This is a genomic window from Cupriavidus sp. 01L45, assembly GCF_056399885.1.
The window spans coordinates 62477-88959 of sequence record NZ_JBFTSG010000036.1 but is presented as its reverse complement, the minus strand read 5'-3'; the positions used below and the strand labels follow the sequence as shown (position 1 = coordinate 88959).

The following is a 26483-nucleotide window of genomic DNA, read 5'->3' as shown; positions in this document are numbered from 1 at the left end:
GGCCGGGTCGGGAACGGCTTGCCGGGCCTTAGTCAACGATCAGCAACTCGCCGCTGCCATCCACGGCGAGATCGCCCACCAGCCGCCGTGGCCGCAGCGCGGGCAAGGTCGTGAAGGGTCCGCCCGCGCGGGCCAGGTGGCGCGCCAGCAACGTCCAGAACACATCGAAATTGCCGTCGGTGCGCACGAAGGTGGCGCGCGCCTGCGGCCTGGCGCTGAGCAGCACGATGGTGCCGCGGCGCATGCCGTAGGCCAGATGGGTCCCGACGGCACCGGCAACCGCAATGGTGCCTGCGACCATGCGCGAGGCCGTGAAGTCCCCGGTGTTGCCCGCCACCATCGCGGTGCCGCGCCGCATGCGGTCGCCGAATCGGTCGCCGGTGTTGCCGCCGATCACGAGCGTGCCGCCGCGCATGCCGTCCATGTCGCCTGGCAGCGCGGCGGCGGCGAAGTCTCCGGCGTTGCCGCCGATGACGACTTTGCCGCCGGCCAGCGCCGCCGCCGCAAACTCGCCGGCATTGCCGCTCACGCGCAGCGTGCCGTCTTGCATGCCGCAGCCGAGGTAGTCGCCCGCGTTGCCGTCGACCCGCAGCGTACCGCCGGACATCTGCCAGCCGATACGGTCGAAGCGACCCAGGTCGCCTTCAAGCGTGAGAGCGGGCTCGCCATCGCCGCCGTGGGCCTGCACGGTAAACAGTTCGCCAAGGGCGATGCGCTCGTTGCCATGCCACAAGGGCAGGCGCGCTACCGCGTCCGGTGCCATGCCGGCCAGGGCGGCTGGYGTCAGCTGGCGCAGGTCAACCCGCAGCGCCGGGGCGTTGGCGAGGCGCAGGGTCAGGCCGCTCATGCGCATTCTCCCTGGCTGGCAAGCCGGTGCAGGTGAAAGTGGAAGGGCCCCAGCTTGCCGCCGTAGTTGCCGGCGGAAACGCGCGCCAGCCCCGCGGCGGCGCCTCGCTCGGCGAGTGCCGCGATCCCGGCCCGCATGGCGGCGGCCACGTCGGCTTCCGTCAGGCCGTCGATCACGATCTCCAGCACGCAGCGCACGGTGGACCCAAGCTGGCTGCCGGCGACCAGGCCAGCCAGGCTGGGGCAGAACGCGTCGTTGGTGGAGGCATGCATGCCGGCGTATCTGGCGCCGACCTTCGAGCCGGAACGGACCACGCCACCGGGAAAGGGCATGATGATATTGGGAACCTGGCGCATTGCCGCCACCGCGGCCTCCGCCGCGGCCAGCGCGCTGTCGGTGTCGCGCGCCAGCATCAGCAGGTTGCCGCCGCCCACCGCCTTGACCACCGCCGTGGTCTCCTGGCAGACGAACTCGCCGTCCATCACCGGCACGCGCCAGTAGCGCACGCCGTCGATCATCTTGGCGATCTGCCAGCCGTCGCCGAAAAAGCGCAGGTTCTTGCCCAGCGGGATGGCCTCGCCTTCGGCCAGCCCCGCATACACCGCCGTGGTGGGGCAGGTCAACACGCACTGGCCGACGCGCCGCTCGACCTGCTTGGCCAGTTCCTTGCCCGACATCGAGAACAGCAGCACCGCCACGCCGGGCCGTCCGTCGGGCGAGTCGGCCGGCGCGATCTCGCGCTCGATGCCGGCCTCGCAGCCGCATGCGATCACCGAGGTGGCGAAGCCCGTTAGCGCGGCYGCGGCATGCCGGGCCCAGGTCAGGTTATGCGCAGTGACCAGCAAGCGGGTTGCCTTCATCGGAAAGGCTTCCGCGAAGGTGTCGTCGATGGTGAGTCCGTTGATCAGCATGCGGAGTGTCCCCAGGCGCGCGGCAAGGTCGGGAGCCTGTTCATACGGTGTCCTGCTTGTGCAGAGGGGCGCACTGCGCAGGCAGCAGGCGGCCGCCATTGCAGCAGGCGCACAGTTCGTCGCGGCCGATGGCGGCGTTGTCGAAGTGCAGGGCGAGATGGCTGTCGCTGTACTTGCGCAAGGTCTTTTCGATGCCTTTGTCATAGTCGGGCTCGACATAGTGCGTGCCACCGGCGGGGGTGGCCACGATGCGCCCCGCGCGCGCCACCAGGGCGCCGTCCTTGAACACGTACTCCGGTGCGCTGAACATGGTTTCGCGGTTGGCGTCCTCGCGGTACACCGCGATATCGGCGGCCGCCCCCGCGCCCAGGTGGCCGCGGTCGCGCAGGCCAAGCAGCCGCGCGGGGCCGGCGCGGGTCAGCACGGCAATCTCATATAGCGTCAGTTCCCGCTTGATATCCGGCAGCGCGCAGTTGGCGGCGACCTCGGGGTGCAGCTTGGCAAGCTGCTCGTCGCGGAAGGACTTGTCCATCAGCAGACGGATCAGATGCGGGTAGCTGGTGAACGGGCCGCCGTTGGGATGGTCGGTGGTCAGCGTCACCTGCCAGGGGTTCTTCACAGTCAGGAAGACTTCCAGGCCGATGGCCCATTGCAGTGCATTGACATAGCTTTGCTCGCGGTAGCGGAACGGCACCACGCCGCAGCCCGCGTCACACTCGATATCGGCGCCGATCCATTTGCGCGGGTGGGCGTGGTCGGCGTTTTTCACCTGCATCATGGTGTCGCCCGATGCGGTCACGGTCTGGCCGAAGATGATCTGGCCGACGTCGATGGAGATATTGGGGTTAGCGTTGACCGCGTCGGTGATGCGCAGCGCCGCCGAGGAGAACTTGCGCGGGCCATCCGCGCCGTAGCTGTGGAACTGGATGTGGGTCAGGTGGCCCGGCAGTCCTTCGAGCGCGGCTATGGTGGCAAGCGTCGATTCGATATTGCCCGGCACCCCGAGGTTGCTGGCGTGGATATGCAAGGGGTGGGGCACCTTGAGTTCCGTCAGGGCCTGGCTCAGCGTGCGCAGCACGTCGCGCGGGGTGATGCGGTAGTGCATGTGCTGGTCGTCCACATCCAGCTTGCGCTGGTTGAACTTGAAGGCCGAGATGCCGCCCGGGTTGACCACCTTCACGCCCAATGCCTTGCTGGCGTTGACGGTCCAGCCGACATAGTCGCGGATGTGCTGGAAGTCGGTGCCCCCGGCCAGCATGCGCAGGAACAGGTCGTCGTTGCCGAGCATGACATAGGCGCCATGATCGATGACCGGCGTGTCGCCCATCTCGAAATGCGTCTGGCGCGCGTTGGACGCCATCATGGCGGGCTCGAACGCAGCGGTATAGCCCATCTGCGCATAGCGGTAGCCGGTGGCCAGCGTGCCGGGCGTGCAAGTGCCGCAGGACGCCAGTTCCAGCGGGCCGCCGGCGGGCAGGTTGTCGCGGTGGTCCTCGGGCAGCAGCATCCGGGCCAGATTGACCTTGCCGCCGCCGATATGCGAGTGCATGTCGATGCCACCGGACATCACCACCATGCCGCCGATATCGAGCTCCGCCTCCGCCCGCGTGCCGGGAGGCTGTTCGACGATGCGGCCAGCGCGGATATAGACGTCGGCAAGCTGGCCGTCGATGCCCCGCGCGGGGTCGTACACGCGGCCTCCATGCAGGCGCAATGTGCTCATGATGCGGACTCCGTTGGCGCCGGCGCTTGTTGCAGCCGCGCCAGCATTTGCGCCGCCACTGCCGCGACCGTCGGCAGGCCGTCGTCGCGCAGCGGGATGAGCGGCAGCACGATGCCGCCATCGGTGCGGAACAGGTGGCCGGCCGAGCCGATGCCCGGGGTGGAAACCGGAATGAAGACGCCGGGGCGCCGCGCCATCGCGGCGGCCAGCGCGGGATGCCCGAGCACCACGGTGGGCACGGTGCTGGCGGGCGGTGGCAGGTCCGGCGTGAAACTGGCAACCCACAGCAAGGCATCGACCTCGCCGCCACGCAGCAGGCGCTCGGTCCGGTGGCGATGCGGATCGTGATCGAGCCCGCCGGGGTGCACGTGCGTGCGCAGGGGCAGGCCAGACAGCCAGGTGATGGCCTGGTTGACGGTGTTGCCGCCGTTGTCGCCGCCTAGCGACAGGCCGCCGGCGCGCGTGGTGCGGTTGAGCGTCTTGACCAGGTGGTGGATGCCTTCGATCAGCAGCGCGGCATGCTTGCCGCCCGCCTGCGCGCAGAGCGTGGAGGGCGTCCACACGATCACGGCATAACGCGCAGCGAGCAAGCGGGCCGAGAGATCGCGCAGCGCAGCCGTTGCGATGTTGCCGTCGGCCAGCGCACGCGGGCGGCACAGGGCGTTCAGCAACGCAAGCGTCTGGTACAGATCCTCGCCTTCGGGCAGCGCCACCTCGCTGCTGCGCACGTTCGGGAGTTGCGCGGCGGCGGGGTCGGCCGGCGTGCCAAGGAAGACCAGTTCGCGCGGGCACGGCGGTTCGCCGTCCATCAGTCCGCAGCGCCGGAAGAACTCGGGGTGCTTGTGCGAGGGCTGGGTGCCGATGCAAAGGATCAGGTCGGCATGATTGCGCACCTCGGCCAGGGTGGTCGTAAAGGCGCCTCGATCCTGCAGCGCGCGCAGGCTGGCCGTCATGGCGTCGCCATGCGCATGGTCGAGCACGGCGCCGCTGTGGTTGGCCAAGGCGTAAAGCGCGCGCGTGCCGGCTACATCGGTGGCGAGGCCGCCGAACAGCGGGCGGCGGCTCCCGCGCAGCAGGCGAGCGGCGGCGTCGAGGGCCTGGGGCAGTGTCACCGGGCGGCCATCGGCGCACGGCTCGGCTGCCGTTGTCCCCCGGCCGAAGGCAGCGAGCGCGCTTGCCGCGCGCGGGCAATTGCTGTCGGTCAGCGCCGGTGCCTGGCCGTCCGGGCCTTCCTGCGGGACGGCGAGCCCGTCGCACAGCAGCGCGCAGAAAGGACAGGTCCAGCTGGCCTGGGCGGCTGGGCGGCCACGGGGGGCGGAGGGGAGATCGGTTGCGGGTGCCATGCCCGAGTCGAGCAAAGCCTGTGCCAGCGGCTGGCCACCTGCCTGCCATGCGCCCGCCACCGCGAGCGCATGGCGCCTGGTGGGGAAAAGCCGATGCCTGGAGGATGCGCCAGGCGCGGTGGCAACGACACAACCGGTGCTCCGTACGCGGGGCAACCTGTCACGCCCGCGCGCGGCGCATGCGGCGCCAGGCCGCGCCAGCGCGGCGCGGCGGGCTGGCATGGAACGTGTTTATGCCTGCTTGCATGCTTGCTCGTCCGGACTTGAGCGTGGGCGATGTGTCCAGCCGGAAGTTACGCCGAAGCAATGCGCTTGATTGCTCCGCTCTCCCGTGAAATGGGAGAGCGGAGTCACACCTACGCCAGATTTCACGCGGCGATCAGTTGACCTGCCCGGAAGTCTGATGAACCGTAGGTTTGCTTGATGGAGCCCGCCGCGCGGATCAGGAGGAACGTCCTCCCTGGCCAGCCGGCGGGATACGGAGATCATGAATGGCCGATGCAACCAGCCAGGCGCTGGCCCCGGCATGCGCGGCGGCGGCGAGATCGGCGCCATGGCGGATGCCGCCGGCGCCGACCAGCCTGCGTCCGGCACCCGCCTGCGCGCGGACTGCCGCGAGCGTTTCCAGGTCCGGCCCCTCGAACGCGCCGACGCGGTCCAGCGCCATCACGATCAGTTGCGCCGGCCATGCGTCGCTGGCTTGCCACCATGCGGCGTTGCCCAGCGGCATGCCATGGCGCCGGTCGAGCGAAAGCACGGCGCCGGGCCAGGCGTCGAAGGGTGGCGCGCTGCCTGCCGCGGCGGGTGGCTCGGACAGGGTTTCGCTGCCGAACACCGGCACCACCCGCGCACCGGCGCCGCACAGCGCAGCCAGCGCCGCGGTGGCCTGCGCCGCGTTGGCGAAGCCAGCGTCCAGCCAGAGTTCGATTTCCGGCAAGGCCTGGCACAGCGCTCGCAGCGCATCGAGCTGGATGGCGCGCCCGGTGAGTGCGTCGAGGTCGGCGATATACAGCGTGGCACTGGCGCAATGCGCGAGCATCGCCCGCGCCATCTCCACCGGATCGCTGCCCGGATGCAGGCCGGACACGATGGGGCGGTATTGGTCGCGCTGGCCGCGCACCGCTCGGACAACGCGGCCGTCAAGAAGATCGATGACTGGGATGATGTGCATGGAGAGGGAATGATGACGCGTGTGTTCGTCTATGAATATATCAGCGCGGGCGCCATGGACACCCGCGCGGTGCCGCACCTGCTGCGCCAGGGCCGGGCCATGCGTGACGCCATGATCGCAGATCTCGCGCGCATCGGCGACGTGGCGATTACCTGCGCGGCGCTGCCCGGCGAGTTGCCGCCGGCATGCGATGGCGCGCACAGGGTGAGCTGCTGCGCGCGCATGCCCGGCGAGGACGCGGCGGATTTCGTGCGCCGCCAGGCGGCCTGCCACGATGTCAGCTGGGTCGTCGCGCCGGAATCCGAAGGCGTGCTGCTGAGCCTGAACTACATGGTGGGCGACGCGCGCTGGCTGGGTTGCGATGCCAGCGCGATCGCGCTGGCCACCAGCAAGCGCGCGACCGCGCAGCGGCTGGCCGCGCTCGGCATCGCCGCGACCCGGCCGTGGAGCGAAGGGGACGCCCCCGAGCCCGGACGCTGGGTGGTCAAGCCGGATGATGGCGCGGGATCGGTGGCGACGCACGCCTACGATGGTTTCGGCGCGGCGCATGAAGGCTGGCTGCGGCGCCTCGCGCACGGCGAGCCGGTGGTGCTGGAGCCGTGGGTGGAGGGCGAGCCGATCAGCGTCTCGCTGCTCTGCGGCCCGGGCGGGCCCGAACTGCTGAGCGTGAACCGGCAGCACATCCGCGTCGATGCGAGCGGACAGGTGCACGACGATGGCGTGGAGATCAATGCGATCGAATGCAAGGGGCAGGCGGGACGCCGGCTGGCGGACGTGGCCGAATGCGTGGTGGCCGGCATGCCGGGCTTGCGCGGCTTCGTCGGCATCGACCTGGTCTGGCATCCCCGGCGCGGCCCGGTGGTGATCGAGGTGAACCCGCGTGTGACTTGCGCCTATGCAGGCCTGTCGGCCGAGCTTGGCCGCAACCTGGCCTGCGAGATGCTGGCGGGACACCAGATCCTGGCGGAGCGGACGGTCACCATTGGAGCGTCCCATGGCCGCTGAGCAGCTTGTCTTCGGCTGGGACCTGGGCGGCGCCAATATCAAGGCAACGCGCCTGGAGGACGGCATCGCGGTCGATATCGCGCAGTGGGCCTGCCCCTTGTGGCAGGGCCTGCAACTGCTGGACGGTGTGCTGGCACAGGCGCGCGCGCGCTGGCCCGATTGCGCGCATGCCGCGCACGCGGTCACCATGACCGGCGAAATGGCCGACCTGTTCGAGAACCGGGAAGCCGGCGTGACAGCGCTGGCGGACGTCATGTGGCGCGCCTTCGGCGAGCGCGCCGTTTTCTTCGCCGGCGCGGCCGGCTGGCGCACGCGGCGGCAAGTGGCCGCGGACTGGCGGCACATCGCTTCGGCCAACTGGGTGGCGACCGCCCGCATGGCGGCTGCCCGCATCGGCCACGGCGTGCTGGTCGATGTCGGCACCACCACCAGCGACCTGATTCCCATCGTGGACGGCGAGGTGGCGGCGCAGGGCCGCGACGATGCCGGCCGGCTCGCTTCCGGCGAACTGGTGTACCAGGGCGTGGCGCGCACGCCGCTGTGCGCGCTCGCACGCCGCATCGCCTTCAAGGGCGCCAGCTATAACGTGATGAACGAACTGTTCGCCACCACCGCCGACGTGTACCGCGTCACCGGCGAACTGCGCGAAGCGCACGATCCCCACCCGAGCGCCGATGGCGGCGCCAAGACGCCGGAAGCCACGCACCAGCGCCTTGCCAGGATGATCGGGCACGATGCGCGTGACGCGCCCGCGGCGGCCTGGCTGGAAGTGGCGCGTCAATGGCGGCTGGCACAGATCGCGGAACTTGGGGACAACCTGCTGCGTGTCATCGACCGGTCCGGCCTGCCACCGGGCGCACCGGTGATCGGCGCGGGGTGCGGGCACTTCCTGGCGCGCGACCTGGCTGGCCGGCTTGGGCGCCCTTATCGGGCCTTCGAAGACCTCGCCGGTATCGCGCCGGCCCACGCGGAGTGGGCGCGCGTGTGCGCCCCCAGCGTTGCCGTGGCGGTCCTGCTGTGGCAGGCCGGGGAAGCGGCGGTCGCGACGGGGGGCGCGCAGGCATGCCGATAGCGATTTCCACGTCCGCCCCGCTGAAGCGGGAGGCCCCGTGCACGTCGTAAAGATCGGCGGCAGCCTGGGCCGCGATCCGCTCTTGCCGGACTGGCTGCGGGAGCTGGCCGCGCTCGGCGGCGGGCGCGTGGTGGTGGTGCCGGGCGGGGGCGGCTTTGCCGACGAGGTGCGCGATTACCAGGCGCAATGGGGGTTCGACGACCTGGTTGCCCACAATATGGCGGTGCTGGCCATGGTCCAGTACGGCTTGATGCTGCAGGGCCTGTGCCCGGCCCTGACGGTGGCCGCCGACGAACATGCGATCCACGCCGTGCTGCGCAATGGCGGCGTTGCCGTATGGGCGCCATACGGCCTGCTGCGCAAGGAGCGGGATGCGCTGGCGAACTGGGACGCGACTTCCGACAGCATTGCCGCGTGGCTGGCCAGCCGGCTTGGCGCGCAAAGGCTGGTGCTGGTCAAGTCGTGCCAGATCGGGGCGGGGATGACGCTGGCGCAGCATGCGCACGCCGGGGTGGTCGATGGGCACTTTTGCCATTACACGCGCGATGCGCCGTTTGCGGTCGACCTTCTGCAGAAGGCAGACCTGCCGCGCCTGCGCGCGTTGCTGCGCGCCAGCGCGGCGGGCGGCGGGTAGGCTCAGGCCGGCTGCGGTTCCAGCGCAACCGCCGGGTGCAAGCCAGCCCGCAACGCCGCCACCTTCCGTGGATCGAGCCGCCCGGCGCGGCCACCGTCGCACAGCGCGCCACGGAAGCCGGCAAAGTCCGGCGCCAGCGTGTGCAGCCGGGGCAGATGTTCGAGCTGCAGGGAACCGGCCAGGCCAACCTTGACGCCCCGGCGCCGCGCCATCGCTGTCATGGCGGCAAGCGCCGCCATATCGACGCAATCGAACAGGCTGCCCGCCTGCTTGCCCGCCGTATCGGCCATCACCGCCGGGAACCCCATCCCGCAGGCCTCCTCAACCAGCTTCAGGTCCAGCCCGTGGTCCGCCAGGAACACCGGCACCACCTGCCACGGCAGGGTAGCCAGCCGCCGCAAGGCCGCGCGCGCATGCTCGCCGGGTGCCACGCCCACCTTGACGTAATCGACACCGCATTTGCCGATGGTGTTGGCCATCAGCATCATGACGGCATGCTCGGCCGGCGCCAGGTCGCCGATCGTCGCGCTCAGCAGGCGCCCGGGCCAGCGCGCGCGCATCGCGCCGACCACCTCCAGCACGGTTTCCGCCGGCAGCGCGCCGAGCGCGCCGGCCTTCGGCTCTTTCAGGTCGATCAGCTCGGCCCCCGCGCTGGCGGCTTGCAGGGCCTCTTCCACATTGCGTACGCTGGTCAGCAGGGATGTCATCGCGTTTTCTCCAGGGTGGGCTCGGGGGCGGCACAAGGGGCGTGCGTGCCGATACTGCCGGCATGCCAGGCCGCAATGCGGTCCAGCAGCCATTGCCATGCTTCGCGTTCCGCCGCGCCGGCGGTCTTGTCGATGGCGATCTGCAGGTAGGCCATCTCACGGGCGATCTTGTCGGCCGGCAGCAGATGTAGCCGGCTGACCAGCACGGCGCCTTCGATGACCGCTGCCTGCGCGCGGTTGAAGCCGGCAAATTCGCCATGGCGGGCTTCGTGCACGCGCTCCATGCGCAGGGCTGGCCGCGTTGCGTCGCCGTTCTCCTGCGCAAGACGCAGTTCAATGTGGCTCAGCGCACTGGCCAGCCGCACGCCGTGGATCCGTTCCGCCGGCACGGTGGGCCACTGGCGCCGGCCGGTGAGGCAGCCGGCGAAGACACGCACGTCGGTCGTCAGGTTGACCACGGCCGTACCGGTGCCGACGATGTTGTCGTAGGTGGCGGAGGGACGGAACGGCATCAGCACGATGCCGCTGCCCTGGTAGCGCACGCCCATCGGCGCGATATGCGGTGCACCGGCCACCGAGACGGTGGTGACGACGGCTTCGTGGATTACGTCGTTGCTCATGGTTGTCATGTCCTCAGGCCCGTTTTTTCATGGTGGCGCCAGGGGCGCACCATTCGGTCAGGTCCTGCTTTTCGCGTTCGTCGGCACAGCCCCAGTCCAGCGGCTGGTCCTGCACGTAGCGCTTGCCCAGGCGCCAGGCGATTTCCGCGCKGGCCAGTTCCACACCCATGTAGAAGGCATGGTTGCCGTCGGCCTCCAGCTGCAGGCGGGGAAAGAGCGCGAAAGGGTCCGCCGCCACATGGTGGCCGTCGCGGTTGTAGGCGTGGATCCCTTGCTCGGACACCTGCACGCGGAAGTTCGGGTCGCGGATCGCGCTGGCGGTTTCCGCGATTTCCTCTGGCGTGTCGGGGTAGGGCTCGCGTGCATGCAGCGTCATCATCTGGTCGGTGATGCCTTTGGGCAGGGCGTTCTGCTCGCGCGCGGCGTGCATCATCCGGCGTGCCACGTCCGCCTCGCGGATGGCGCGGCGCGCATGGCCGCTGACCTGCGTGGTCAGGATCGCCGAGGCATGCAGCTCCACCGCAATGCCCATCAGGATGGCGTTGATGCCGCCGGTGTCCGCTTCGGTCAGCTCGGTCAGGTTGCCCACGCCGAGCATGATGGGCGCGGTGGGAAAGCGCTGGCGCAGCCGCTCGTAGCGCCCGAGCGAGGCCAGCAGGCCGAACGGGATGGGGTCGAGGATGGCATCGGCTATATAGGCCCGGCCGCGCTGCGCCATGGCTTCGACCGCCGCGTACAGCGATGCCTCGTCGCCCGGCTGCTGCGGCACCAGGATCGGCGTGGAGGCGACTTCGTCCACCACCCACAGGGTGTCCAGGGTCAGGCTGAGCAGGTAGTCGGCGCCAGCCTTGCCGCCGCGCACCAGTTCTTCCGCGTTCATGGAATCCACGCTGACCAGGAAGCCGTCCGCCTTCAGCGCGCGCACGGTTTCCTCCAGGTGCGGGAACGGCGTGGCGGGCAGGCAACCAAGGTCGATCACGTCGGCGCCATCGGCCCGGTGCCGGCGCGCCCGCGCGCATACGCTTTCGACGTCGAGCTGCGGCGCGTCGACGATCTCGGCGAAGATGGCGATATCGTGCCGGGACAGGTCGACCGGTTTGGCCTTGCGGTTGAAGAACTGCGGCAGGTCCTTGAGTTCTTCCGGTCCGCGCTCGACCGGCATGCCGTAGTGCAGCGAGAGCGCGTCCAGGTCGCCGCGGCAGCGGCCGGGGACGATGATGCGGTCCGCCACCACCGGCGCGGCCACGCGGCGGCGCACCAGGTCGGCGGTCATCAGCGCGGCCACCTGCACGCCGATTTCGCGGATCTCCCAGGTAAACGGCGCAGGCTCCAGGCTGCGCAGCACGCGTTCCAGGCCTTTTTCCGCCAGGCGGCCGGTCAGGAAGACGATGTGTTCCATGTCAGTGACAGTGCCTTGAGTCGTTGATCGAGTGCGCCCCGCAGCTCGCCGATGGAGCACACCACTTCGCAATGGTCGATGCGGCGCAGGCGTTCCACGTTTTCCAGTTCGATATTGCGGGGATGCAGCTTCAGCCAGCCGTCCGGCCCTTTGGTCACCACCACCGGCTCGGTGTCGCACGCGTACACGATGCCGCGGATGCCGAGCTTGCCCGCCTGCGCGAGGATATTGGTCGGCAGCGTGTCGGAGATGCCCACGGCGCATTTGGCGACGGTGTTGCTGGTGGCCGGCGCGACGATGGCGGTGTGGTAGCGGCGCGCATAGAACATGCCGACCGGCGCCGCGCTGGCGGTCTTGTCGCGGAAAACCCGGAAGCGTGCCTTCAGGTCCTTCAACTGGATGCCGTAGATCGCCAGCACTTCCTCGGCCGCGCGCGACAGGAACAGATCCACGTCGGGCAGGGCGGCGGCCAGCGCCAGGCATTCTTCGAGGAAATGGCCGGAGCCGGTGATAGCCCAGGCGAAGCGTGGCGCGCCCTCGGTCCGGGCCAGGGCATCGGGGGCGTCGCGGTCGACGGCGGCGAATGGTTCGGCGTCCAGGTGGAGGGAGGCGGGCGGGTGGGGCAACGGGCGGCTCGCTAAGGGATCGATCTGGCTGAAATGATCGCAGGAGTCGTGCCTGCCGCCTGCGCCTTGATCCGCAAGGCCCTGGCTGCGTGTTGCGCCGCGCTGACTGCGCCGTCGGCGGGACAGGTTGTGCCGTCCGGTGCGTGTGTCCCACAGCCCGGCGCCGCGCCGCCCGCCTGCGGGGCCGCGCTGGCACGGGGGCGCCGCTCGGTGTGTCGGTGTGGCCTGCTTTTTGCGAGACCAGCGCCGGAGCGTGGTCGCCGGCCGCGCGCTAGTAGCAAGTGCATTGCAAGGAGGGCAGATGAAACGAGACGACATGATGTGGCAGGCCGAAGCGGCGGAATTCGGCGCGCTGCCGGGCGTGAAGGCGGAATCCATGGCCGCCCGCGCGGCACCGGCGGCCTCGCCCGGCCCGATGGACCTGATCTTTATCGAAGGCTTCGAAGGGCAGACGATCATCGGCATCGACGCTAGCGAGCTGGGCACGCCACAGCCGCTGCGCATCGACCTGACCGCCGGGCTGCCGCGAAGCGCCGCCTGCAGCAGCGACCGGATCGGCGACACCATCGACTACGGCAAGGTCCGCACCGCGTTGCGGGAGTTGATGGCCACGCACCGGCTGCAGTTGCTGGAAGCGTTTGCCGAGCGCGTGGCGCAATTGCTGCTGGAAGACTTTGGGGCGCACTGGGTGCGGGTCGTGGTCGTCAAACCGAAGAAGTTCGACGACGTTGGCGCGGTGGGGGTCGCGATAGAGCGGCGGCGGGACGCGTCGCAGCGCGTGCAAGATCGAGTGCCCGGCTGGCTGGGCGGCGCCGTCAGCGTCTAGGTATGTTCCGGCGTGGCGCCGGAACAGGCCGGTGCCACGCCGCTGCGCGCTAGCTGATTCCGGGCTGGCGCGGATCGATCCGCATGGCGCATATCTGCGGATCGAGGCAACCCGCGATCATCGCGCAGGCCACCGTCAGGTCGGCGCTGGTACCTGGGTTGACGCCGGCGGCTTTCAGCTCCCGGTCCCACTGCGCGAATTCCTCCGGATCGATGGACTGGCCCGCCTCGAAGCGCCCGTGGAACAGCCGCGCCCGGTTGCTCACGCGCCTTGCCGCCGGCAGCCCATGCTTGCGCGCGATATGCGAATCCGGGAAGCGCGCAAGAAAAGCGAGATAGACGGCTGTCACCGCCCGGTGCAGCCGCTCGTGCCAGGCACCGTGCCCGGCGAGGTGCCTGCGCAACACCGGCAGCCCGAGCGTGAAAAGGTCGGCGTAGCCGTTTGCATACTGGCGCGCCACGGTATCGCGCATGGTGGCCAGGTGCATGGCGGCGCGCAGGTTCACTGTGGGCCTGGTGGCCACGTCCTGCTCCGGCGCCGTGCCAAGGCCGGCCGGCATGGCGTGCGCGATCGCGCGATAGGCGGCCTCGGTATCGGCCACGGTCAGGGCCGCCAGCACCGCCTCGATCCGCTCGCCAAGCGTTCTGGCATCGCGCGGAGGCCCGGCTTCCATGGCGGTGGCAAGCGGCGCGCATAACAGCAGKATGCCAAGATTGGTATTGCACCTGGCAACCGCCTGCGTTTGCGCGACTGCCTGTTCGATGCGTTCGCCGACCCTGAGCGCGCCGTCGGTCAGCGGTGCCACCGCCGCCGCCGCGCTGTCCAGGAAGAGCCCGGCGCTCATGCCGTGCCCCGGCGCATCCATGCTGACATTGCCCGGCTTCGCCACCGCTACGTCAAGCGTGCATGCCCACAGGAAGGCCGCGGCCGCATTGCCGGCCACGCGGTTGTCCGGCGCCGCCCTCACGCCACGGCTCCGTGGCGCGCCGCGGGCAGCTTGCGCGCCAGCAGGTCGTCGACGAGCAGGCCGGCGATATCGACTTCCGTAACCGATTGCAGTCCATGCCAGGCTGCCACGCCATTGACCTCAATGACCATGGCACCATCCGTGGCTTCCCCTTCTCCGGTGGGAACGAGATCCACGCCCGCGTAGTCGAGGCCAAGCGCCTCGGTGGCGCGCACAGCGAGCGCGGCCAGCGCCGGCGTGATCTCGGCATGCTCGCAGCGGGCGCCCTGCGCCACATTGTGGATCCAGCCCTGGCTGACGCGGCGCATGGCGGCCACCGCCCGTCCACCGATCACCAGCACGCGCCAGTCGAAGCCGGGCTTGCCCGGCGCGGCCGGAGCGGGCACGAAACGCTGCAGATAGGCCACCTKCCGGTACGCCACCAGCGCGGGCAGGGGCACGGGCGCATGGCCCGCGTCCACCGTGCCGATGCGCTGCAGCCCCTTGCCCTGTGAGCCGAACAGTGGCTTGAGCACCAGCGCGCGCCCGGCGGCGCTCTCGCRCATCACCGTGCGCTGCGCCTGCGGCGCGGATTCGCTCACCCAGGTCGCGGGTGTGGGAATGCCGGCCAGATGCAGCAGGAAGCTGGTCATGCCCTTGTCCACGCTGCGCTCGATAGCGCGCGCGTCGTTATACACGGGCACGCCCAGCTCGCGCAGCGCGTGCAGGATGCCCAGCCGCAGCGTGACCTGCTCGAAGCTGCCGGAGGCGAGGCCGCGCACGATCACGGCGTCGGGCAAGCCGCGCCCATAGCCCGGGATCACCAGCCCGTGCCAGGCCCAGGTGGTGTCGATCCGGCAATCGGCCAGGTTCACGCAGCGGCCTTCGCAGGCGCGTGCGCGCAGCGCCTGCTTCAGCCTGGCGGTATGCCAGCCGGTTTCGTCGGTCATGATGGCGACGCGCAGCGGCCCGCGCGAAGGGGAGGCGGCCATCTCAGGCCTCCACCAGCCATTGCGCGCGCAGCAGCGCCATGTTCAGTCCGCCCGAGTGCCAGGTCCGTCCGGACGCGAGATTGCTGACCCATGCTTCGGCGGGGGCGAACAGGGCCGGGTCGATGCGGTAGAAGTCGTAGCCGTATTCCCTGAACACGTCGGCGAAGGGGCGCCCATAGTCACGCGACCTGGCCGACGGGAGATCCAGCGCAAGCGCCCGGGCGGCATCGTCGTCGGCATCGACCGTCAGGTGCACGCTGCCGCCATACAGGATGGCGTCGTTGGTGCGGCCCATCGCGTCGCCGGCATCGGCGCCCGGTGGCGGCAGTGGCGCGACACCGCTGCCGCCGACGATGCGATCCAGCGGGAAGCCGAGCACGTGCGCCTTATGCAGCGCCACCTCCAGCACGCGCCCCACCACCTGCGTGGTGCCCGCCAGGCTTGCCGTCGGCGTCAGGATCACGGTCAGTTGCCCGGGCTGCAGCCCGCAGTCCCGCAGGATCTTCCGGATGACGATCTCCGGCGGCGCGCGGTCGACTTCGAGCACCAGGCAGGCGCCGCCGTCACCGGCGTGGAGCTTGTCGCGATAGCCGAGTTCCTCGAACAGCGTTTCCTTGCCGGCGAGCGCGCGCGCGGGGCCGGAGCCCAGCGCGAAGAATGTCTTGCCGCCGGTTTCCTCCTGGCTGGCGCTCAGGCTCCAGCCGGCGTACTGGCTGGCCAGGCAGGCCAGCACCGGCTGGCCGCTGCTGGCCTCGATGTGCGTGGGCCAGCCTTCGCCGCCGTGCCGCAGCCGCACCTGGCCCAGCCCGCCCATGCAGATCGCGGCGATGGCCAGGCCAGCCTCGACGCTGCCGCGCGTCTCGACGCCGGCATCGACGATGCGCACGCCCATGGGCCCTTCGGAGACCGCGAGCCGCCACTCGGCGCGATGGTCGAGCAGGCTGGCGACGAGCGGCTGGCTGAGTGCGTTGACGCTGAGTGAGCGGGCAGGGTGGGCATTCGTTGTGCTTGGCATGGGTGCCTCGGTTCGGTGGTGGGGACCAGCGCCTGGTGCTCAAGGCAGTTCGGCGGCCACGGTGCGCGCCATCGCCATGGCTTCGGGGAAGCCCAGGTAGACCGGCCTGGCGGCTTCGCGCATGGCGAGGAACAAGCGATGCTGGACCTGGTACTTGATATTGCCGATGGCGAGTGCGCCTACGCCCACGGCCTTGCCGGTGCCGATGGGCTTGCCGTCGTCCATGGCGTCCACGCCCGCGATGCCCGCCGGGGGCACGGCGTTGACGTCGGCGGCCACCAGCAGCTTGCCCGCGGCGGCACGGTCCGCCTCGCCAACGACCTGGACGCCGGCGCTTGCGGTGGCGAATACCACGTCGGCTTCGGCCAGTGCAGCCCGCAGCGCGTCGGCCGAGCGGATCAGGATGCCTTCGGTCTGCGCGTTGAAGCGTTCGTTGGTTTCCCGGCTGATGCGGGTGGCTTGCTCGCTGCCGGAGCGGTTCGATAGCCAGACGCGCGCGCCGAGTTGCGAGGCCAGCGCACCGGCGACGCGGCCGACGGCGCCGCTGCCGCCAAGTACCAGTACCCTGCGGCCGGAGAAGTCGGTTTGATGCACTTTGCGCAGTTGCCTTTCGACGGCGGCTACCAGCGCCGCCGCTGTGGTGTAGGAACCGCTCGGGTCGGCGAAGACCGACACCGCGAACGGGGGCACCATGGCCTTGCGGGCCGCGTCGAGCATGTCCGCCGCCAGCACCACGTCGCGGCCGCCGATGAAGATGCCGGTGTTGGCGACGCCTTTCGGGCCGCGGGAGAAGATGGCGTCCTGGGTCAGCGCTGTGATGTTGTCGAGGCCGGCTTCGGCGTAGGGGATGACGTGCGCGTAGCCGGCGTCGATGGCCATGTTGACGTCGAAGGGGCTGGCTTGCCGGGTGGGGGTGAACATATGCAGGATGCAGGGGCGTGCCATTTTGGGGGCTCCGTGGTCTGAGGTGCTCAACTTCAACTTCAACTTCAAAGGCCTGAAGTCAAAGGCAGTTTCACCACCCCCGCGGGGCGGCGACCTGCTTTCTTGTCTCGCCAGGAAAGCAGGCAAAGAAGGCGCCGCATACGGGAGAGGGCGGGCGCTCGTTGCGCTCGTTACGCCGCCGCATTGCAACAAGCCGCCGGCTTTGAGATACCCGCTTCATGCCGCGCCGATGGCACGACCTGCGCGCCGCGATTGGCTCCCGTGACGATGCGTGCTTCCAGGAAGGGCCCCAGCAGTCCGGCCGCGCGGGCGTCTGCCACCGCCTGTTCGGCAGCGGCCTGCGAAGGCACGATGGCGAAGCCGGTCGGCCCCCAAGAGCTTTGTCCGACGGCGGCAGGGCCGGCGCCGACTTGCCGCGTGATCCGGTCCAGCACGTGGCCGACCGCCGGGCTGCTATACACGCCGCCCTGCGCCGGCGCGAAGTAGTTGCCGATGACCTGCTGCAGGTGATTGACGCCCTCGGCGAAGGGCGCGAAGTCCTGCTCGGCGGCGGCAGGCAGGATCTGCATCAGCACGCGGTGGCAGAGATCGGCGGACAGCGCTTGCGGAAAGGGCGGCAGCCCTTGCATGGCTTGCTTCTCCGCCGCGCCGTGCAGGCCGGTGCGGCTGGTGTCGAGCAGCAGTACGATGCGCCAATCGGCCGGGAAATCGAATCGCGCCGCCAGCGGCGGCACGCTGCCCGCGCCACGCGGGCCGCTGTCCACCAGCAGCCCGCCGCGCTCGAATGCGGCGATGCCCACGCCGGAGCGGCCGCCACGGTCCAGCAGGCGGGCGATGTCGGCGCCCGACCACGGCAGGCCGTGCAGCTCGGAAAATGCCCGRCCCAGGGCCAGCGCCAGTTGCGTACCCGAGCCGAAGCCCGCATGCGCCGGCAGTACCTCATGCAGCCGGACCGCGAGCGGGCGCTGGATGCCGCTGGCTTGCTTGAGCCGCTCCAGCCAGGCCAAGACGCGCGGCACTTCCTGGCGCGCGGCGTAGTCCGCCGCGGCGACCCGGTCTTGCGCGGCCGGGCCGAGGTCGAGGATGGTCGCCGGGCCGCCGATCGACAAGCCGAGACTGCCGAAGCGCCGCCCGAGCGATGCGCCCGGGTCGAGAAAGCCCAGGTGCAGGCGCCCGGTGGCGTGAATCCGGACCGCGCCGGACGGGCTGATGCCATGAATGTCGTGGCCGGGCTTTTCGAGCGTTTGCATGGATGAGGGCCTTTCGCGAATCGCTTTGTCTGCCTGATCTATCTGGCGGCATACCGCTGCGCCGCCGGACCGCAACCGGCGGGGCGCGGCACGGTGGGGTGAGAGCGTGTCATGGCGCAAGCGGCGCGCGCTCAGGCCCCGGCCTCATGCCGCGACGCAGCCGCCTCCCGCGCGATCTCGATGCAGAGCTGGTGCATCTTGCGGTACAGCGTGTTGCGGCTGACCCGCAGCGTGCGGGCGACGGTGCTGACATTCCAGCGATGCGTCTCCAGCAGGTCCAGGATGGTCTTGCGCTCGTTCAGCTGGATGGCGTTGAAGGGCGGCAGGCTCTCCTGCGCGGGCTTGCTTGCTTCGGCCCCTGCGTCGGCTCCCCGACCGCGGCGTGCGGCATGTTGCGCGCCTTGCACGACTTCCGGAGGAAGTTGCCGGCTGGTCAGCCGCGTGCCGTCGCACAGGGCTACAGCGGTGCGCAGCACGTAGCGTAGCTGCCGCAGGTTGCCGGGCCAGTCGTAGCGCATCAGCGCCTGCTCGGCATCGGGTGCGAGCGTGGGCGGCGTTTCCTGCGGGCCGGCTTCCTCGGCCAGGATGGCGTGGATCAGGGCCAGCCGGTCGGCGCGTTCGCGCAAGGGCGGCAGCCGCAGTTCGACGCCGCTTAGCCGGTAGAACAGGTCCTCGCGAAAGCGCCCGTCGTGGACCAGTTCGGCGAGGTTGCGATGGCTGGCGCTGATCAGCTGGAAATCCACCCGGGCCGAGGTCTCGGACCCGAGCGGTGTCACCCGGCGCTCTTCCAGCACGCGCAGCAGGCGTGCCTGCAAGGCCATCGGCATATCGCCGATCTCGTCGAGGAAGAGCGTGCCGCCGTCGGCCTGGAGGATCTTGCCGCGCCGGCCTTCGCGCTGAGCGCCGGTAAAGGCGCCCGCGCGGTAGCCGAACAGTTCGCTCTCGATCAGCGATTCCGGCAGAGACGCGCAATTGATGGCTACGAACGCGCCTTGCGCCGCCGGGCTTGCCGTATGCAGCGCATTGGCGAAGACGTCCTTGCCCGTGCCGGTTTCGCCATGGAGCAGGACGGGCACATTGCGCGCGATGACGCGCGTGGCCAGCTGGACTTGCGCGTCCATGCGCGGGTCGCCGCAGGCCAGGCCCGCGCGCGCTGGCCTGGGCGCGGCAGTCTGCTGCGCCGGCGTGCCGCGTGCCGCGAGGCGACCGGGCCGGGGCAGGCAGTCCTGCGGCGGCTGCTGCGCGACCATGAAGAAACGATCCGATGCTTGCGCGAGGTAGACCGGCACCGGATGAAAAGACTGGCGCGCGCTACGTGCCACCAGCTCGTCGAGCGAGCTCATGAACAGCGTGTCGATGCGCTTGCCGCGCAATGCCTGCATCGAAGGGAAGCCGAGCTGGAGCAGGGCGCTGCGGTTGGCGGCGAGCACCACGCCGTCGGCGTCGACCGCGAGCTTGCCTTCGCCGGCGGTGTAGACCAGTTCCGGCTGGCTGTGGAAGCGGATCGGATATGCGTGCCGGAAGCGGGCATCGAACAGGCGGTTCTCGATATGGCGGCACGACATGCCGACCAGCACCGGGGAGTGTTGCTGCCACAGCAGGGGCGAGCGGCTGGTGACGTCGAGCACCGCCGCCAGCACGCCGTTCTCGTCGAAGATCGGCGCCGCCGAGCAGGTGAGGCCGGTATAGCGCTGGAAGAAATGCTCATGCTGGCGTATCGCCACCGCGCCGGCTTCCGCCAGGCAGGTGCCCATACCATTGGTGCCGGCTTCGCGCTCGCTCCAGATCGCGCCGACGCGCAAGCCTTCCGGGGCGATCTCGCGCGCGAACGGGTCGGCGGCCACCAGATGCATGACCACGCCATCGGCATCGGTCAGCATCACCGCCATATCGGGGTCGGCGAGTTGCTGGTAGAGCGTGGTCATCTCCAGCCGCGCGCAGTCGGCCAGGTCGCCGAAGCGCTCGCCGCGCTCGCGCAATTCGCTGGCGCAAAGCACCGGCGGGACGGGACGCCGTTCCGGATCGAGCCCGTATTCGCCCAGGCAGCGGGTCCATGAGCGCACCACCGCGGCACTGGTATCCGTTGTCGATTGCGGGGAGGCGACGGCGCGCGCGATGCGCTGGCCATGGGTGCCCGCGGCCGGAACGGGGAGCTGGGTCAAGGTCAAGGCCGTCATGTGTTTCTCCTCCTGCGCTGGCGTACTTCCGTGCCCTGGAGTCTGCGGACCGGGGCCTGCCGTGGCAATACCTCTTAGGCACCGCCCGCAGCTACTACCAAGGAGGTAGTGCCAAGTGGAAATTGTTGGGAGGGGGGGTAGCTCGCCATACTCCGCAAAAATCCAGACACCCTGCGGAGACTGCACATGACCAGAGAATCCATCCTGAACGTTCGGCATCGCGAACTCGGCTCCACCCTGGACGGCGATACGTGGAACGATATGCCGATCCCCTGGCGCTACCGGCGCGATCCGCAGGACGAGGTGGTGGCGGTGCGTACCGCCGCGGGCCTCTATGACATCAGCGGCCTGAATATCGTCAAGGTATCCGGACCGGATGCCGCCGCCGTCATCGACAAGATGGTACCGATCGATGTGCATCGCCTGCAGCCGGGTACGGCGCGGCTGGCTGCCGCCGTCGATGAGAACGGCGCCGTCAGCGACGACCTGATGGTGATCTGCGACGCGCCGAACCAGTACCGCCTGTCGCACGGCAGCGGCAATACGCAACGCCAGCTTGCCGCGCTCTCGAAAGGCCGCGACGTGAAGTGGGAGCAAGACTTTGACGTGCATATGCTGTCCCTGCAAGGGCCGCGCGCCGCCGCCATCCTCAAGCCGCATATCGGCATCGAGCTGGCCTCCCTGCCGTATTTCGCGCATCGCGAGACCACGCTGTTCGGCCGCAAGATCATTGTTTCCCGGGGCGGCTACTCGGGTGAGGAAGGTTTCGAGATCGCCTGCGCCGCGGCGGACGCCGTCGATCTGTGGGACGCCATCCTGGAGGCGGGCAAGCCGCAGGGGCTGATTCCCTGCTCCTGGGATTCGCTCGAACTCGCCCGCATCGAGGCAGCCTTGCTGTTCTTCCCCTTCGACATGCCGGAAGGCGATACCACGCCGTGGGAAGTCAATCTCGGCTGGGCCATCGACACCGACAAGGCGGGCGACTACGTGGGCAAGGCGGCGCTGCTGAACGCGCGCGGCAAGGAGCGCTTCTTCCAGGCCGGCGTGGCGGTAAGGCATGACCGCGCGGTGGAAGCCGGATCGAAGATCTTCGTGGACGGCAAGGCGGTGGGCGTGGTGACCAGCGCCACCTTCAGCCGCTACCTGATGCAATCGCTGGCGCTCGTGCACCTGCAGTCCGGCTACAAGGCGCTTGGCACCAAGGTTGAGATCCGCGACAGCAACGGCGCGCATACGGGCACGGTAACCAAGACGCCGTTCTACGACCCGCAGCGCCTGCGCACCCAGGTCAAGGCGGCCTGACCCGGCATCCGCGCATTTACGCACCGCAACCACGCAACCACGCAGGAGCTTGCCATGCTGGTGACAGGCATCAAGAGCATGCCGCTGTACCGCCCGCTGCAGTTCGACGGCAGCGGCAAGGTGCACCTGGCCGTGGCCCGGGGCGCGGGTGGCGACGCGCTGCGTCGCCTGGCCGGCGCGGCCAGGGCGTGCAAGGTGCTGTACGCGGCCGAGGCGGGCGCCGACCTCACGCAGGCGGTGCGGGCAAGCAGCGCCGATGTGACGGTCGCGGCGTCCACCGCGGCGCTGCTCGAGCAACTGGGCGATGCACTGGCCTCGTTGCCGATGGGCCTGCGCTTCTACGCCGCCGGCGACGAGGATTTCCTCGCCGAGGTGAGCCGGGTGGCGGAACTGCATGGCCTGGATTCCGCCGAGATGCAATGCGAATGCGTGGCGCCCGGCGCGCGGCGGGTCTACTGCGTACATTGCCGCACCTGCAACGCAGCCGTGTCCGGCGGCATCGCGCCCTGCGCGGGCTGCGGCCGCAAGCTGCTGGTGCGCGATCACTATTCCCGCCGGCTTGCCGCCTTCATGGGCGTGATGGCCGATGCGGAAACGCCGGGGGCAGCATGAAACCGCAAGAAAGCATACCGGTACGCGTGACGCGGATCGAGGCGGTGACGCCGCTGGTCAAACGCTTCACGCTGTGCCACGCCGATGGGGAAGCTCTTCCMGCCTTTTCGGGGGGCAGCCATATCGTGGTCGAGATGCAGGGCGAGGACCGCCTGCACCGCAACCCGTATTCCCTGATGAGTTCGCCGTGGGAAACCGGCCAGTACCAGATCGGCGTGCGCCGCGTCGACGAAGGGCGGGGCGGTTCGCGTTTCATGCATGAGCACGTGAAGGAAGGCTCGCTCCTGCGCGTGCGCGCCCCGGTCAATCTCTTCCCGCTGCTCAAGACGCGCCGGAAACACATCCTGATTGCCGGCGGCATCGGCATCACGCCGTTCTTCTCGCAGTTGCCGGAATTGCAGCGGCTGGGAACGCCGTACGAACTGCACTACGCCGTGCGCAGCCAGGAACACGCCGGCTTTGCCACCGAGCTGCTTCGGCTGGCGGGCGAGCGGCTGCATCTCTATGTGGAGGACGCCGGCCAGCCGCTGCACTTCGCCAAAGTGCTGGCAGGCCAGCCGCTAGGCACCGATGTTTATGTCTGCGGCCCCGCCGGCATGATCGAGGCGGTGCGCCAGGCGGCACGCGCGGCGGGATGGCCGGACAGCCACGTGCACTGGGAGCAGTTCCTGGCTCCACCGGCGGGCGCGCCATTCGAGGCAGTGCTCGCGCGCAGCGGCATCACCGTCCAGGTAGGCGCGGAGACCAGCCTGCTCGAAGCGATCGAGGCGGCCGGCGTCAAGGCGTCCTACCTGTGCCGCGGCGGCGCCTGCGGCCAGTGTGAGCTGGAGGTGCTGGAGAACGACGGGGAACTGGTCCACCACGATCACTATCTTTCCATCGAGGAAAGGGCAAGCGGCCGCAAGCTGATGCCCTGCGTCTCCCGGGCGAACTGCCAGCGCCTGGTGCTGGCGATCTAGGAGGCGCGATGCACACCACGTTCAAGCAAGACGAGACTTTCCGCGGCAACTTTGCTTATGCCAACAGCCCGGCCGCGATCCAGCGCTTTCCGTTTCCGTTCCACGAAGACCGGTACATGTACTCGGTCAACATCGAACCGCATGCTGCCGGCCCGGCCGGCAGCGTGACCGAACATCCCTTCGACGTCGACGAGCACTACATCGGCGAATGCCGCGAACGGGCCCTGGTGCTTGCGCAGGACCCGGGCCGCTGCATGGCCTTGCCGCACATGATGCAGGCGGAGTGGGACACGCTGGAGCTGATGATGGAGTCGCTGGCGGCCAGCTATCCCGCGCACTTCACGCTGCGGCGCGACGGTACGCGCTGGACCTGGGAGAACCGCCTGCTGGGCCTGCGCCAGGACTTTGTCTTTGGCGACGCCGCGACGTTGCCGTATCCGCCGCTGGAATACATTGCCCGCCAGAACCAGGGTGACTGGGTGTTGATGGATCAACGCCAGGACAACCTGTTCATGGACGCCGGCATGGTCACCACGCAGGCCGACTGGTCGTTGGATTTCGATCTCGGCATGAGTTTCAGCGAGTGGCACGGACCCGTGCCGCTGGCGCACGAACTGGGCATCTTCGACCGCGCCTTGAAGTATCTGCTGCACCTGCGCGCAGGCGCGCCGGTGCGCCGGCTGAACTGGACCATGACCATTCACCCGCGCCTGGACACCTCGCCGGAGCGCTATCCGGAGTGGGGCGCGGACCGGGCCTCGGTCACTCGCGAGACCGCGGGCGAACTGGTGCACCTGCGGGTGGAACTGCAGACGCTGTTCCGGCTGCCCCGCAGCAATGCCATCGGCTTTGGCGTGCGTTGCTACCTGATCAGCTTGCAGGAACTGGCCACGGTCCCCAGGTGGGCGGCGCGCCTGCACCGCGTGCTGCGCACGCTGCCGGACGAACTGGTCGACTACAAAGGCATCACGCGCTACCGGCAGGCCGCGATCGACTGGCTGGCGCGGCACGACGACGGCCGCACCCTCGGCGCGGGTACCGCCCCGGGGTAAGCGCGGCGAAGACACAACAAGATCGGCACCCACAGAAGATTCAATGCGGAGCCAGCGCGCTCCGCACTGCTTGCGACGCCTTGCGCGATCGCCTTACAAACCGGCTGGAGACAAAAAATGGCCCGCGACCCACGCTACGACATCCTGTTCGAACCGATCCAGATCGGTCCCAAGACATTGCGCAACCGGTTCTACCAGGTGCCTCATTGCATCGGCGCCGGGTCCACGCTGCCCGGCTTCCAGGCCGCGCACCGTTCGCTGAAGGCCGAAGGGGGCTGGGCCGCGCTGAATACGGAATACTGCTCCATCCACCCGGAGTCCGACGACACGCACCGGCTGTCGGCGCGGATCTGGGACGAGGGCGACGTGCGCAACCTGCGCGCGATGACCGACGAGGTGCATAAGTACGGCGCGCTGGCCGGCATCGAGATGTGGTATGGCGGCGCGCACGCGCCCTGCATGGAAAGCCGGGCCACGCCGCGCGGCCCGAGCCAGTACGCGTCGGAATTCGAAACGCTGACCTACTGCAAGGAGATGGATCTGCGCGATATCGCGCAGGTGCAGCAGTACTACGTCGACGCCGCCTACCGGGCCCGTGACGCGGGTTTCGATATCGTCTACGTGTATGGCGCGCACTCCTACTTGCCGCTGCAGTTCCTCTCGCCGTACTACAACAAGCGCACCGACAAGTACGGCGGCTCGCTGGAGAACCGTGCCCGCTTCTGGCTGGAGACGCTGGAGAAGGTGCGCCGCGCCGTGGGCGACGACTGCGCCATCGCCACGCGCTTCGCGGTGGACTCGCTGTACGGCTGCGCGGGCATCGAGGTGGAGCAGGACGGCATGAAGTTCGTCGAGATGGCGGATTCGCTGCTGGACCTGTGGGACGTGGATGTGGGGGATATCGCCGAGTGGGGCGAGGACGCCGGCCCCTCGCGCTTCAACCTGCAAGGCCACCAGATCCCCTGGACGCGCTTTATCAAGCAGGTGTCGAAAAAGCCCGTGCTGGGCGTGGGGCGCTTTACCGATCCCGAGAAGATGACCGAGATCGTGACCAAGGGCATCGCCGACATTATCGGCGCGGCGCGTCCGTCGATTGCCGATCCGTTCCTGCCGAAGAAGATCGAGGAAGGGCGCATCGATGACATCCGCGTCTGCATCGGCTGCAACGTCTGCATCTCGCGCTGGGAAATCGGCGGCCCGCCGATGATCTGCACGCAGAACGCCACCGCCGGCGAGGAATACCGCCGCGGCTGGCACCCGGAGAGGTTTGCCAGGAGGAAGTCCGACGACGCGGTGCTGGTGGTCGGCGCCGGCCCGGCCGGTTCGGAATGCGCGCGCGTGCTGATGGAGCGCGGCCATACGGTCCACCTGGTGGACCAGGCCGAGAAGATCGGCGGCCACCTGAACCAGATCATCACGCTGCCTGGCCTGGGCGAGTGGGGCTATCACCGCGACTACCGCGAAACCCAGATCAACAAGCTGCTGAAGAAGAACAAGCAGAGCCAGCTTGCGCTGGGGCAGAAGGCGCTGACGGCCAACGCCATCCTGGAATACGGCGCCGAGAAGGTGGTGATCGCCACCGGCTCGCACTGGGTCACCGACGGCACCAACTGCCTGACCCACGACCCGATCCCGGGCGCGGACGCCTCGCGCGACGACCAGCTGACGCCGGAGCAGGTGATCGCCGGTAAGAAGGCGATCGGCAAGCGGGTGGTGATCCTCAACGCCGACACCTACTTCATGGCGCCGAGCCTGGCCGAGAAGCTGGCCACGGCCGGGCATGAGGTGACCATCGTCAGCGGCGTGCACCTGGCCAATTACATGCACTTCACGCTGGAATATCCCAACATGATGCGGCGCCTGCACGAGCTCAAGGTCAAGGAGATGGGCGACCATTTCTGCAGCCGCATCGAGCCGGGCCGGCTGGAGATCTACAACATCTGGGGCGACGGATCGCGTCGTACCTACCGCGGCCCCGGCAAGTCGCCGCGCGACGAGAACAAGAGCCATCGCTGGCTGGAGTTCGACTCGCTGGTGCTGGTGACCGGCCGCCGCTCCAACGATACGCTGCACCGCCAGTTGAAAGCGGCGGAGGACCGCTGGGAAAGCGTCGGCATCAAGGGCGTGTACCTGATCGGCGATGCGGAAGCGCCGCGGCTGATCGCGGATGCCACCTTCGGCGGCCAGCGCCTGGCCCGCGAGATCGAGGAGGCGGACGCGCAGATCCCGCTGCCTTACCGCCGCGAGGTGCCGGTCTGGGGCGTGCCGCACAAGAAGGAAGGCACGTTCGAGATCATCTACAAGATCTGATCCGGGCAGGGAACGGCCACGCAGGCCGTTCCCGCCGGA

24 protein-coding genes are annotated in these 26483 nt (G+C 69.3%); 9 read left to right on the top strand and 15 right to left on the bottom strand.

What is annotated here, in order from left to right:
• Positions 1-28 precede the first annotated feature (28 nt).
• From AC1DT6_RS23790 to AC1DT6_RS23770, 5 genes are all read right to left on the bottom strand, one after another.
• A complete protein-coding gene (locus tag AC1DT6_RS23790; RefSeq protein ID WP_441631647.1) occupies positions 29-847 on the bottom strand; it encodes a formylmethanofuran dehydrogenase subunit C in 819 nt (272 codons plus the stop codon).
• A complete protein-coding gene (gene fhcD, locus AC1DT6_RS23785; RefSeq protein ID WP_441631649.1) occupies positions 844-1758 on the bottom strand; it encodes a formylmethanofuran--tetrahydromethanopterin N-formyltransferase in 915 nt (304 codons plus the stop codon). Before fhcD ends, AC1DT6_RS23790 begins: the two co-directional genes overlap by 4 nt.
• A 40-nt stretch (positions 1759-1798) precedes the next feature.
• Positions 1799-3481, bottom strand: coding sequence for a formylmethanofuran dehydrogenase subunit A (locus tag AC1DT6_RS23780; protein WP_441631651.1), 1683 nt, complete (start codon positions 3479-3481; stop codon positions 1799-1801).
• Complete coding sequence (locus AC1DT6_RS23775) at positions 3478-4824, bottom strand: molybdopterin-binding domain-containing protein (RefSeq protein ID WP_441631653.1); 1347 nt, start codon at positions 4822-4824, stop codon at positions 3478-3480. Before AC1DT6_RS23775 ends, AC1DT6_RS23780 begins: the two co-directional genes overlap by 4 nt.
• A 442-nt stretch (positions 4825-5266) precedes the next feature.
• The gene (locus AC1DT6_RS23770) at positions 5267-5995 is read right to left on the bottom strand and encodes a HisA/HisF-related TIM barrel protein (RefSeq protein WP_441631655.1); all 729 of its coding nucleotides are present in this window, start codon (positions 5993-5995) and stop codon (positions 5267-5269) included.
• Between the two features lie 9 nt (positions 5996-6004).
• Between AC1DT6_RS23770 and AC1DT6_RS23765 the strand changes: the two genes are divergently transcribed.
• The 3 genes from AC1DT6_RS23765 to AC1DT6_RS23755 are packed head-to-tail and all read left to right on the top strand — an operon-like array spanning position 6005 to position 8706.
• A complete protein-coding gene (locus tag AC1DT6_RS23765) occupies positions 6005-7000 on the top strand; it encodes an ATP-grasp domain-containing protein (RefSeq protein WP_441631657.1) in 996 nt (331 codons plus the stop codon).
• Positions 6990-8072, top strand: coding sequence for a hydantoinase/oxoprolinase family protein (locus AC1DT6_RS23760; RefSeq protein WP_441631659.1), 1083 nt, complete (start codon positions 6990-6992; stop codon positions 8070-8072). Before AC1DT6_RS23765 ends, AC1DT6_RS23760 begins: the two co-directional genes overlap by 11 nt.
• 37 nt (positions 8073-8109) lie before the next feature.
• On the top strand, positions 8110-8706 hold the full coding sequence (locus AC1DT6_RS23755) for an amino acid kinase family protein (protein WP_441631661.1): 597 nt from the start codon (positions 8110-8112) through the stop codon (positions 8704-8706).
• Between the two features lie 2 nt (positions 8707-8708).
• On the opposite strand, the gene AC1DT6_RS23750 is transcribed toward AC1DT6_RS23755, so the two are convergent.
• The 4 genes from AC1DT6_RS23750 to AC1DT6_RS23735 are packed head-to-tail and all read right to left on the bottom strand — an operon-like array spanning position 8709 to position 11983.
• Positions 8709-9413 (bottom strand): (5-formylfuran-3-yl)methyl phosphate synthase, encoded by a 705-nt coding sequence (locus AC1DT6_RS23750; protein ID WP_441631662.1) that lies wholly within the window; start codon positions 9411-9413, stop codon positions 8709-8711.
• Positions 9410-10033, bottom strand: a complete 624-nt coding sequence (locus AC1DT6_RS23745) for a DUF447 domain-containing protein (RefSeq protein ID WP_441631664.1) — start codon at positions 10031-10033, stop codon at positions 9410-9412. The genes AC1DT6_RS23750 and AC1DT6_RS23745 overlap by 4 nt, the downstream gene beginning before the upstream one ends.
• A gap of 13 nt (positions 10034-10046) precedes the next feature.
• Complete coding sequence (locus tag AC1DT6_RS23740) at positions 10047-11432, bottom strand: DUF6513 domain-containing protein (protein ID WP_477114947.1); 1386 nt, start codon at positions 11430-11432, stop codon at positions 10047-10049.
• Positions 11411-11983 carry a flavoprotein gene (locus tag AC1DT6_RS23735; protein WP_441631682.1) on the bottom strand — a complete coding sequence of 191 codons (573 nt, stop codon included), beginning with the start codon at positions 11981-11983 and terminating at the stop codon, positions 11411-11413. The genes AC1DT6_RS23740 and AC1DT6_RS23735 overlap by 22 nt, the downstream gene beginning before the upstream one ends.
• Positions 11984-12473: 490 nt before the next feature.
• Here AC1DT6_RS23735 and AC1DT6_RS23730 point away from each other — a divergent pair, with 490 nt between their 5' ends.
• Complete coding sequence (locus tag AC1DT6_RS23730) at positions 12474-12884, top strand: dihydroneopterin aldolase (RefSeq protein WP_441631684.1); 411 nt, start codon at positions 12474-12476, stop codon at positions 12882-12884.
• 49 nt (positions 12885-12933) lie between these two features.
• Here the strand turns inward: AC1DT6_RS23730 and AC1DT6_RS23725 are convergent, their stop codons facing one another.
• The 6 genes from AC1DT6_RS23725 to AC1DT6_RS23700 all read right to left on the bottom strand — a co-directional run bounded on the left by AC1DT6_RS23725 (position 12934) and on the right by AC1DT6_RS23700 (position 20209).
• A complete protein-coding gene (locus AC1DT6_RS23725; RefSeq protein WP_441631668.1) occupies positions 12934-13851 on the bottom strand; it encodes a triphosphoribosyl-dephospho-CoA synthase in 918 nt (305 codons plus the stop codon).
• Positions 13848-14822, bottom strand: a complete 975-nt coding sequence (locus AC1DT6_RS23720) for an ATP-grasp domain-containing protein (protein ID WP_477114946.1) — start codon at positions 14820-14822, stop codon at positions 13848-13850. The genes AC1DT6_RS23725 and AC1DT6_RS23720 overlap by 4 nt, the downstream gene beginning before the upstream one ends.
• Before the next feature lies 1 nt (position 14823).
• A complete protein-coding gene (gene mch, locus AC1DT6_RS23715) occupies positions 14824-15837 on the bottom strand; it encodes a methenyltetrahydromethanopterin cyclohydrolase (protein ID WP_441631672.1) in 1014 nt (337 codons plus the stop codon).
• A gap of 39 nt (positions 15838-15876) precedes the next feature.
• Positions 15877-16782: an NAD(P)-dependent methylenetetrahydromethanopterin dehydrogenase gene (locus AC1DT6_RS23710; protein WP_441631674.1), complete on the bottom strand. Its 906-nt coding sequence runs from the start codon at positions 16780-16782 to the stop codon at positions 15877-15879.
• A gap of 170 nt (positions 16783-16952) precedes the next feature.
• Entirely contained in the window at positions 16953-18032 is a 1080-nt protein-coding gene (locus AC1DT6_RS23705) for a beta-ribofuranosylaminobenzene 5'-phosphate synthase family protein (RefSeq protein ID WP_477101746.1), read from the bottom strand.
• Positions 18033-18163: 131 nt separating this feature from the next.
• Positions 18164-20209: a sigma-54-dependent Fis family transcriptional regulator gene (locus tag AC1DT6_RS23700; protein WP_477111409.1), complete on the bottom strand. Its 2046-nt coding sequence runs from the start codon at positions 20207-20209 to the stop codon at positions 18164-18166.
• Between the two features lie 186 nt (positions 20210-20395).
• Between AC1DT6_RS23700 and AC1DT6_RS23695 the strand changes: the two genes are divergently transcribed.
• The 5 genes from AC1DT6_RS23695 to AC1DT6_RS23675 all read left to right on the top strand — a co-directional run bounded on the left by AC1DT6_RS23695 (position 20396) and on the right by AC1DT6_RS23675 (position 26444).
• On the top strand, positions 20396-21511 hold the full coding sequence (locus AC1DT6_RS23695) for an aminomethyl transferase family protein (RefSeq protein ID WP_441631282.1): 1116 nt from the start codon (positions 20396-20398) through the stop codon (positions 21509-21511).
• A 54-nt stretch (positions 21512-21565) separates the two neighbouring features.
• The gene (locus AC1DT6_RS23690) at positions 21566-22123 is read left to right on the top strand and encodes a dimethylamine monooxygenase subunit DmmA family protein (protein ID WP_441631284.1); all 558 of its coding nucleotides are present in this window, start codon (positions 21566-21568) and stop codon (positions 22121-22123) included.
• Complete coding sequence (locus tag AC1DT6_RS23685) at positions 22120-23082, top strand: PDR/VanB family oxidoreductase (protein ID WP_441631286.1); 963 nt, start codon at positions 22120-22122, stop codon at positions 23080-23082. The genes AC1DT6_RS23690 and AC1DT6_RS23685 overlap by 4 nt, the downstream gene beginning before the upstream one ends.
• An 8-nt stretch (positions 23083-23090) precedes the next feature.
• The gene (locus AC1DT6_RS23680; protein ID WP_441631288.1) at positions 23091-24134 is read left to right on the top strand and encodes a heme-dependent oxidative N-demethylase family protein; all 1044 of its coding nucleotides are present in this window, start codon (positions 23091-23093) and stop codon (positions 24132-24134) included.
• A gap of 117 nt (positions 24135-24251) precedes the next feature.
• Complete coding sequence (locus tag AC1DT6_RS23675; protein WP_441631290.1) at positions 24252-26444, top strand: oxidoreductase; 2193 nt, start codon at positions 24252-24254, stop codon at positions 26442-26444.
• Positions 26445-26483: the final 39 nt, after the last annotated feature.

Bases quoted from the DNA above. Each gene is read 5' to 3' on its own strand.
- AC1DT6_RS23780 (WP_441631651.1), bottom strand. From the start codon at position 3,481: ATGAGCACATTGCGCCTGCATGGAGGCCGCGTGTACGACCCCGCGCGG.
- AC1DT6_RS23775 (WP_441631653.1), bottom strand. From the start codon at position 4,824: ATGGCACCCGCAACCGATCTCCCCTCCGCCCCCCGTGGCCGCCCAGCC.
- AC1DT6_RS23770 (WP_441631655.1), bottom strand. From the start codon at position 5,995: ATGCACATCATCCCAGTCATCGATCTTCTTGACGGCCGCGTTGTCCGA.
- AC1DT6_RS23765 (WP_441631657.1), top strand. From the start codon at position 6,005: ATGATGACGCGTGTGTTCGTCTATGAATATATCAGCGCGGGCGCCATG.
- AC1DT6_RS23760 (WP_441631659.1), top strand. From the start codon at position 6,990: ATGGCCGCTGAGCAGCTTGTCTTCGGCTGGGACCTGGGCGGCGCCAAT.
- AC1DT6_RS23750 (WP_441631662.1), bottom strand. From the start codon at position 9,413: ATGACATCCCTGCTGACCAGCGTACGCAATGTGGAAGAGGCCCTGCAA.
- AC1DT6_RS23745 (WP_441631664.1), bottom strand. From the start codon at position 10,033: ATGAGCAACGACGTAATCCACGAAGCCGTCGTCACCACCGTCTCGGTG.
- AC1DT6_RS23730 (WP_441631684.1), top strand. From the start codon at position 12,474: ATGGACCTGATCTTTATCGAAGGCTTCGAAGGGCAGACGATCATCGGC.
- mch (WP_441631672.1), bottom strand. From the start codon at position 15,837: ATGCCAAGCACAACGAATGCCCACCCTGCCCGCTCACTCAGCGTCAAC.
- AC1DT6_RS23710 (WP_441631674.1), bottom strand. From the start codon at position 16,782: ATGGCACGCCCCTGCATCCTGCATATGTTCACCCCCACCCGGCAAGCC.
- AC1DT6_RS23700 (WP_477111409.1), bottom strand. From the start codon at position 20,209: ATGACGGCCTTGACCTTGACCCAGCTCCCCGTTCCGGCCGCGGGCACC.
- AC1DT6_RS23695 (WP_441631282.1), top strand. From the start codon at position 20,396: ATGACCAGAGAATCCATCCTGAACGTTCGGCATCGCGAACTCGGCTCC.
- AC1DT6_RS23690 (WP_441631284.1), top strand. From the start codon at position 21,566: ATGCTGGTGACAGGCATCAAGAGCATGCCGCTGTACCGCCCGCTGCAG.
- AC1DT6_RS23680 (WP_441631288.1), top strand. From the start codon at position 23,091: ATGCACACCACGTTCAAGCAAGACGAGACTTTCCGCGGCAACTTTGCT.
- AC1DT6_RS23675 (WP_441631290.1), top strand. From the start codon at position 24,252: ATGGCCCGCGACCCACGCTACGACATCCTGTTCGAACCGATCCAGATC.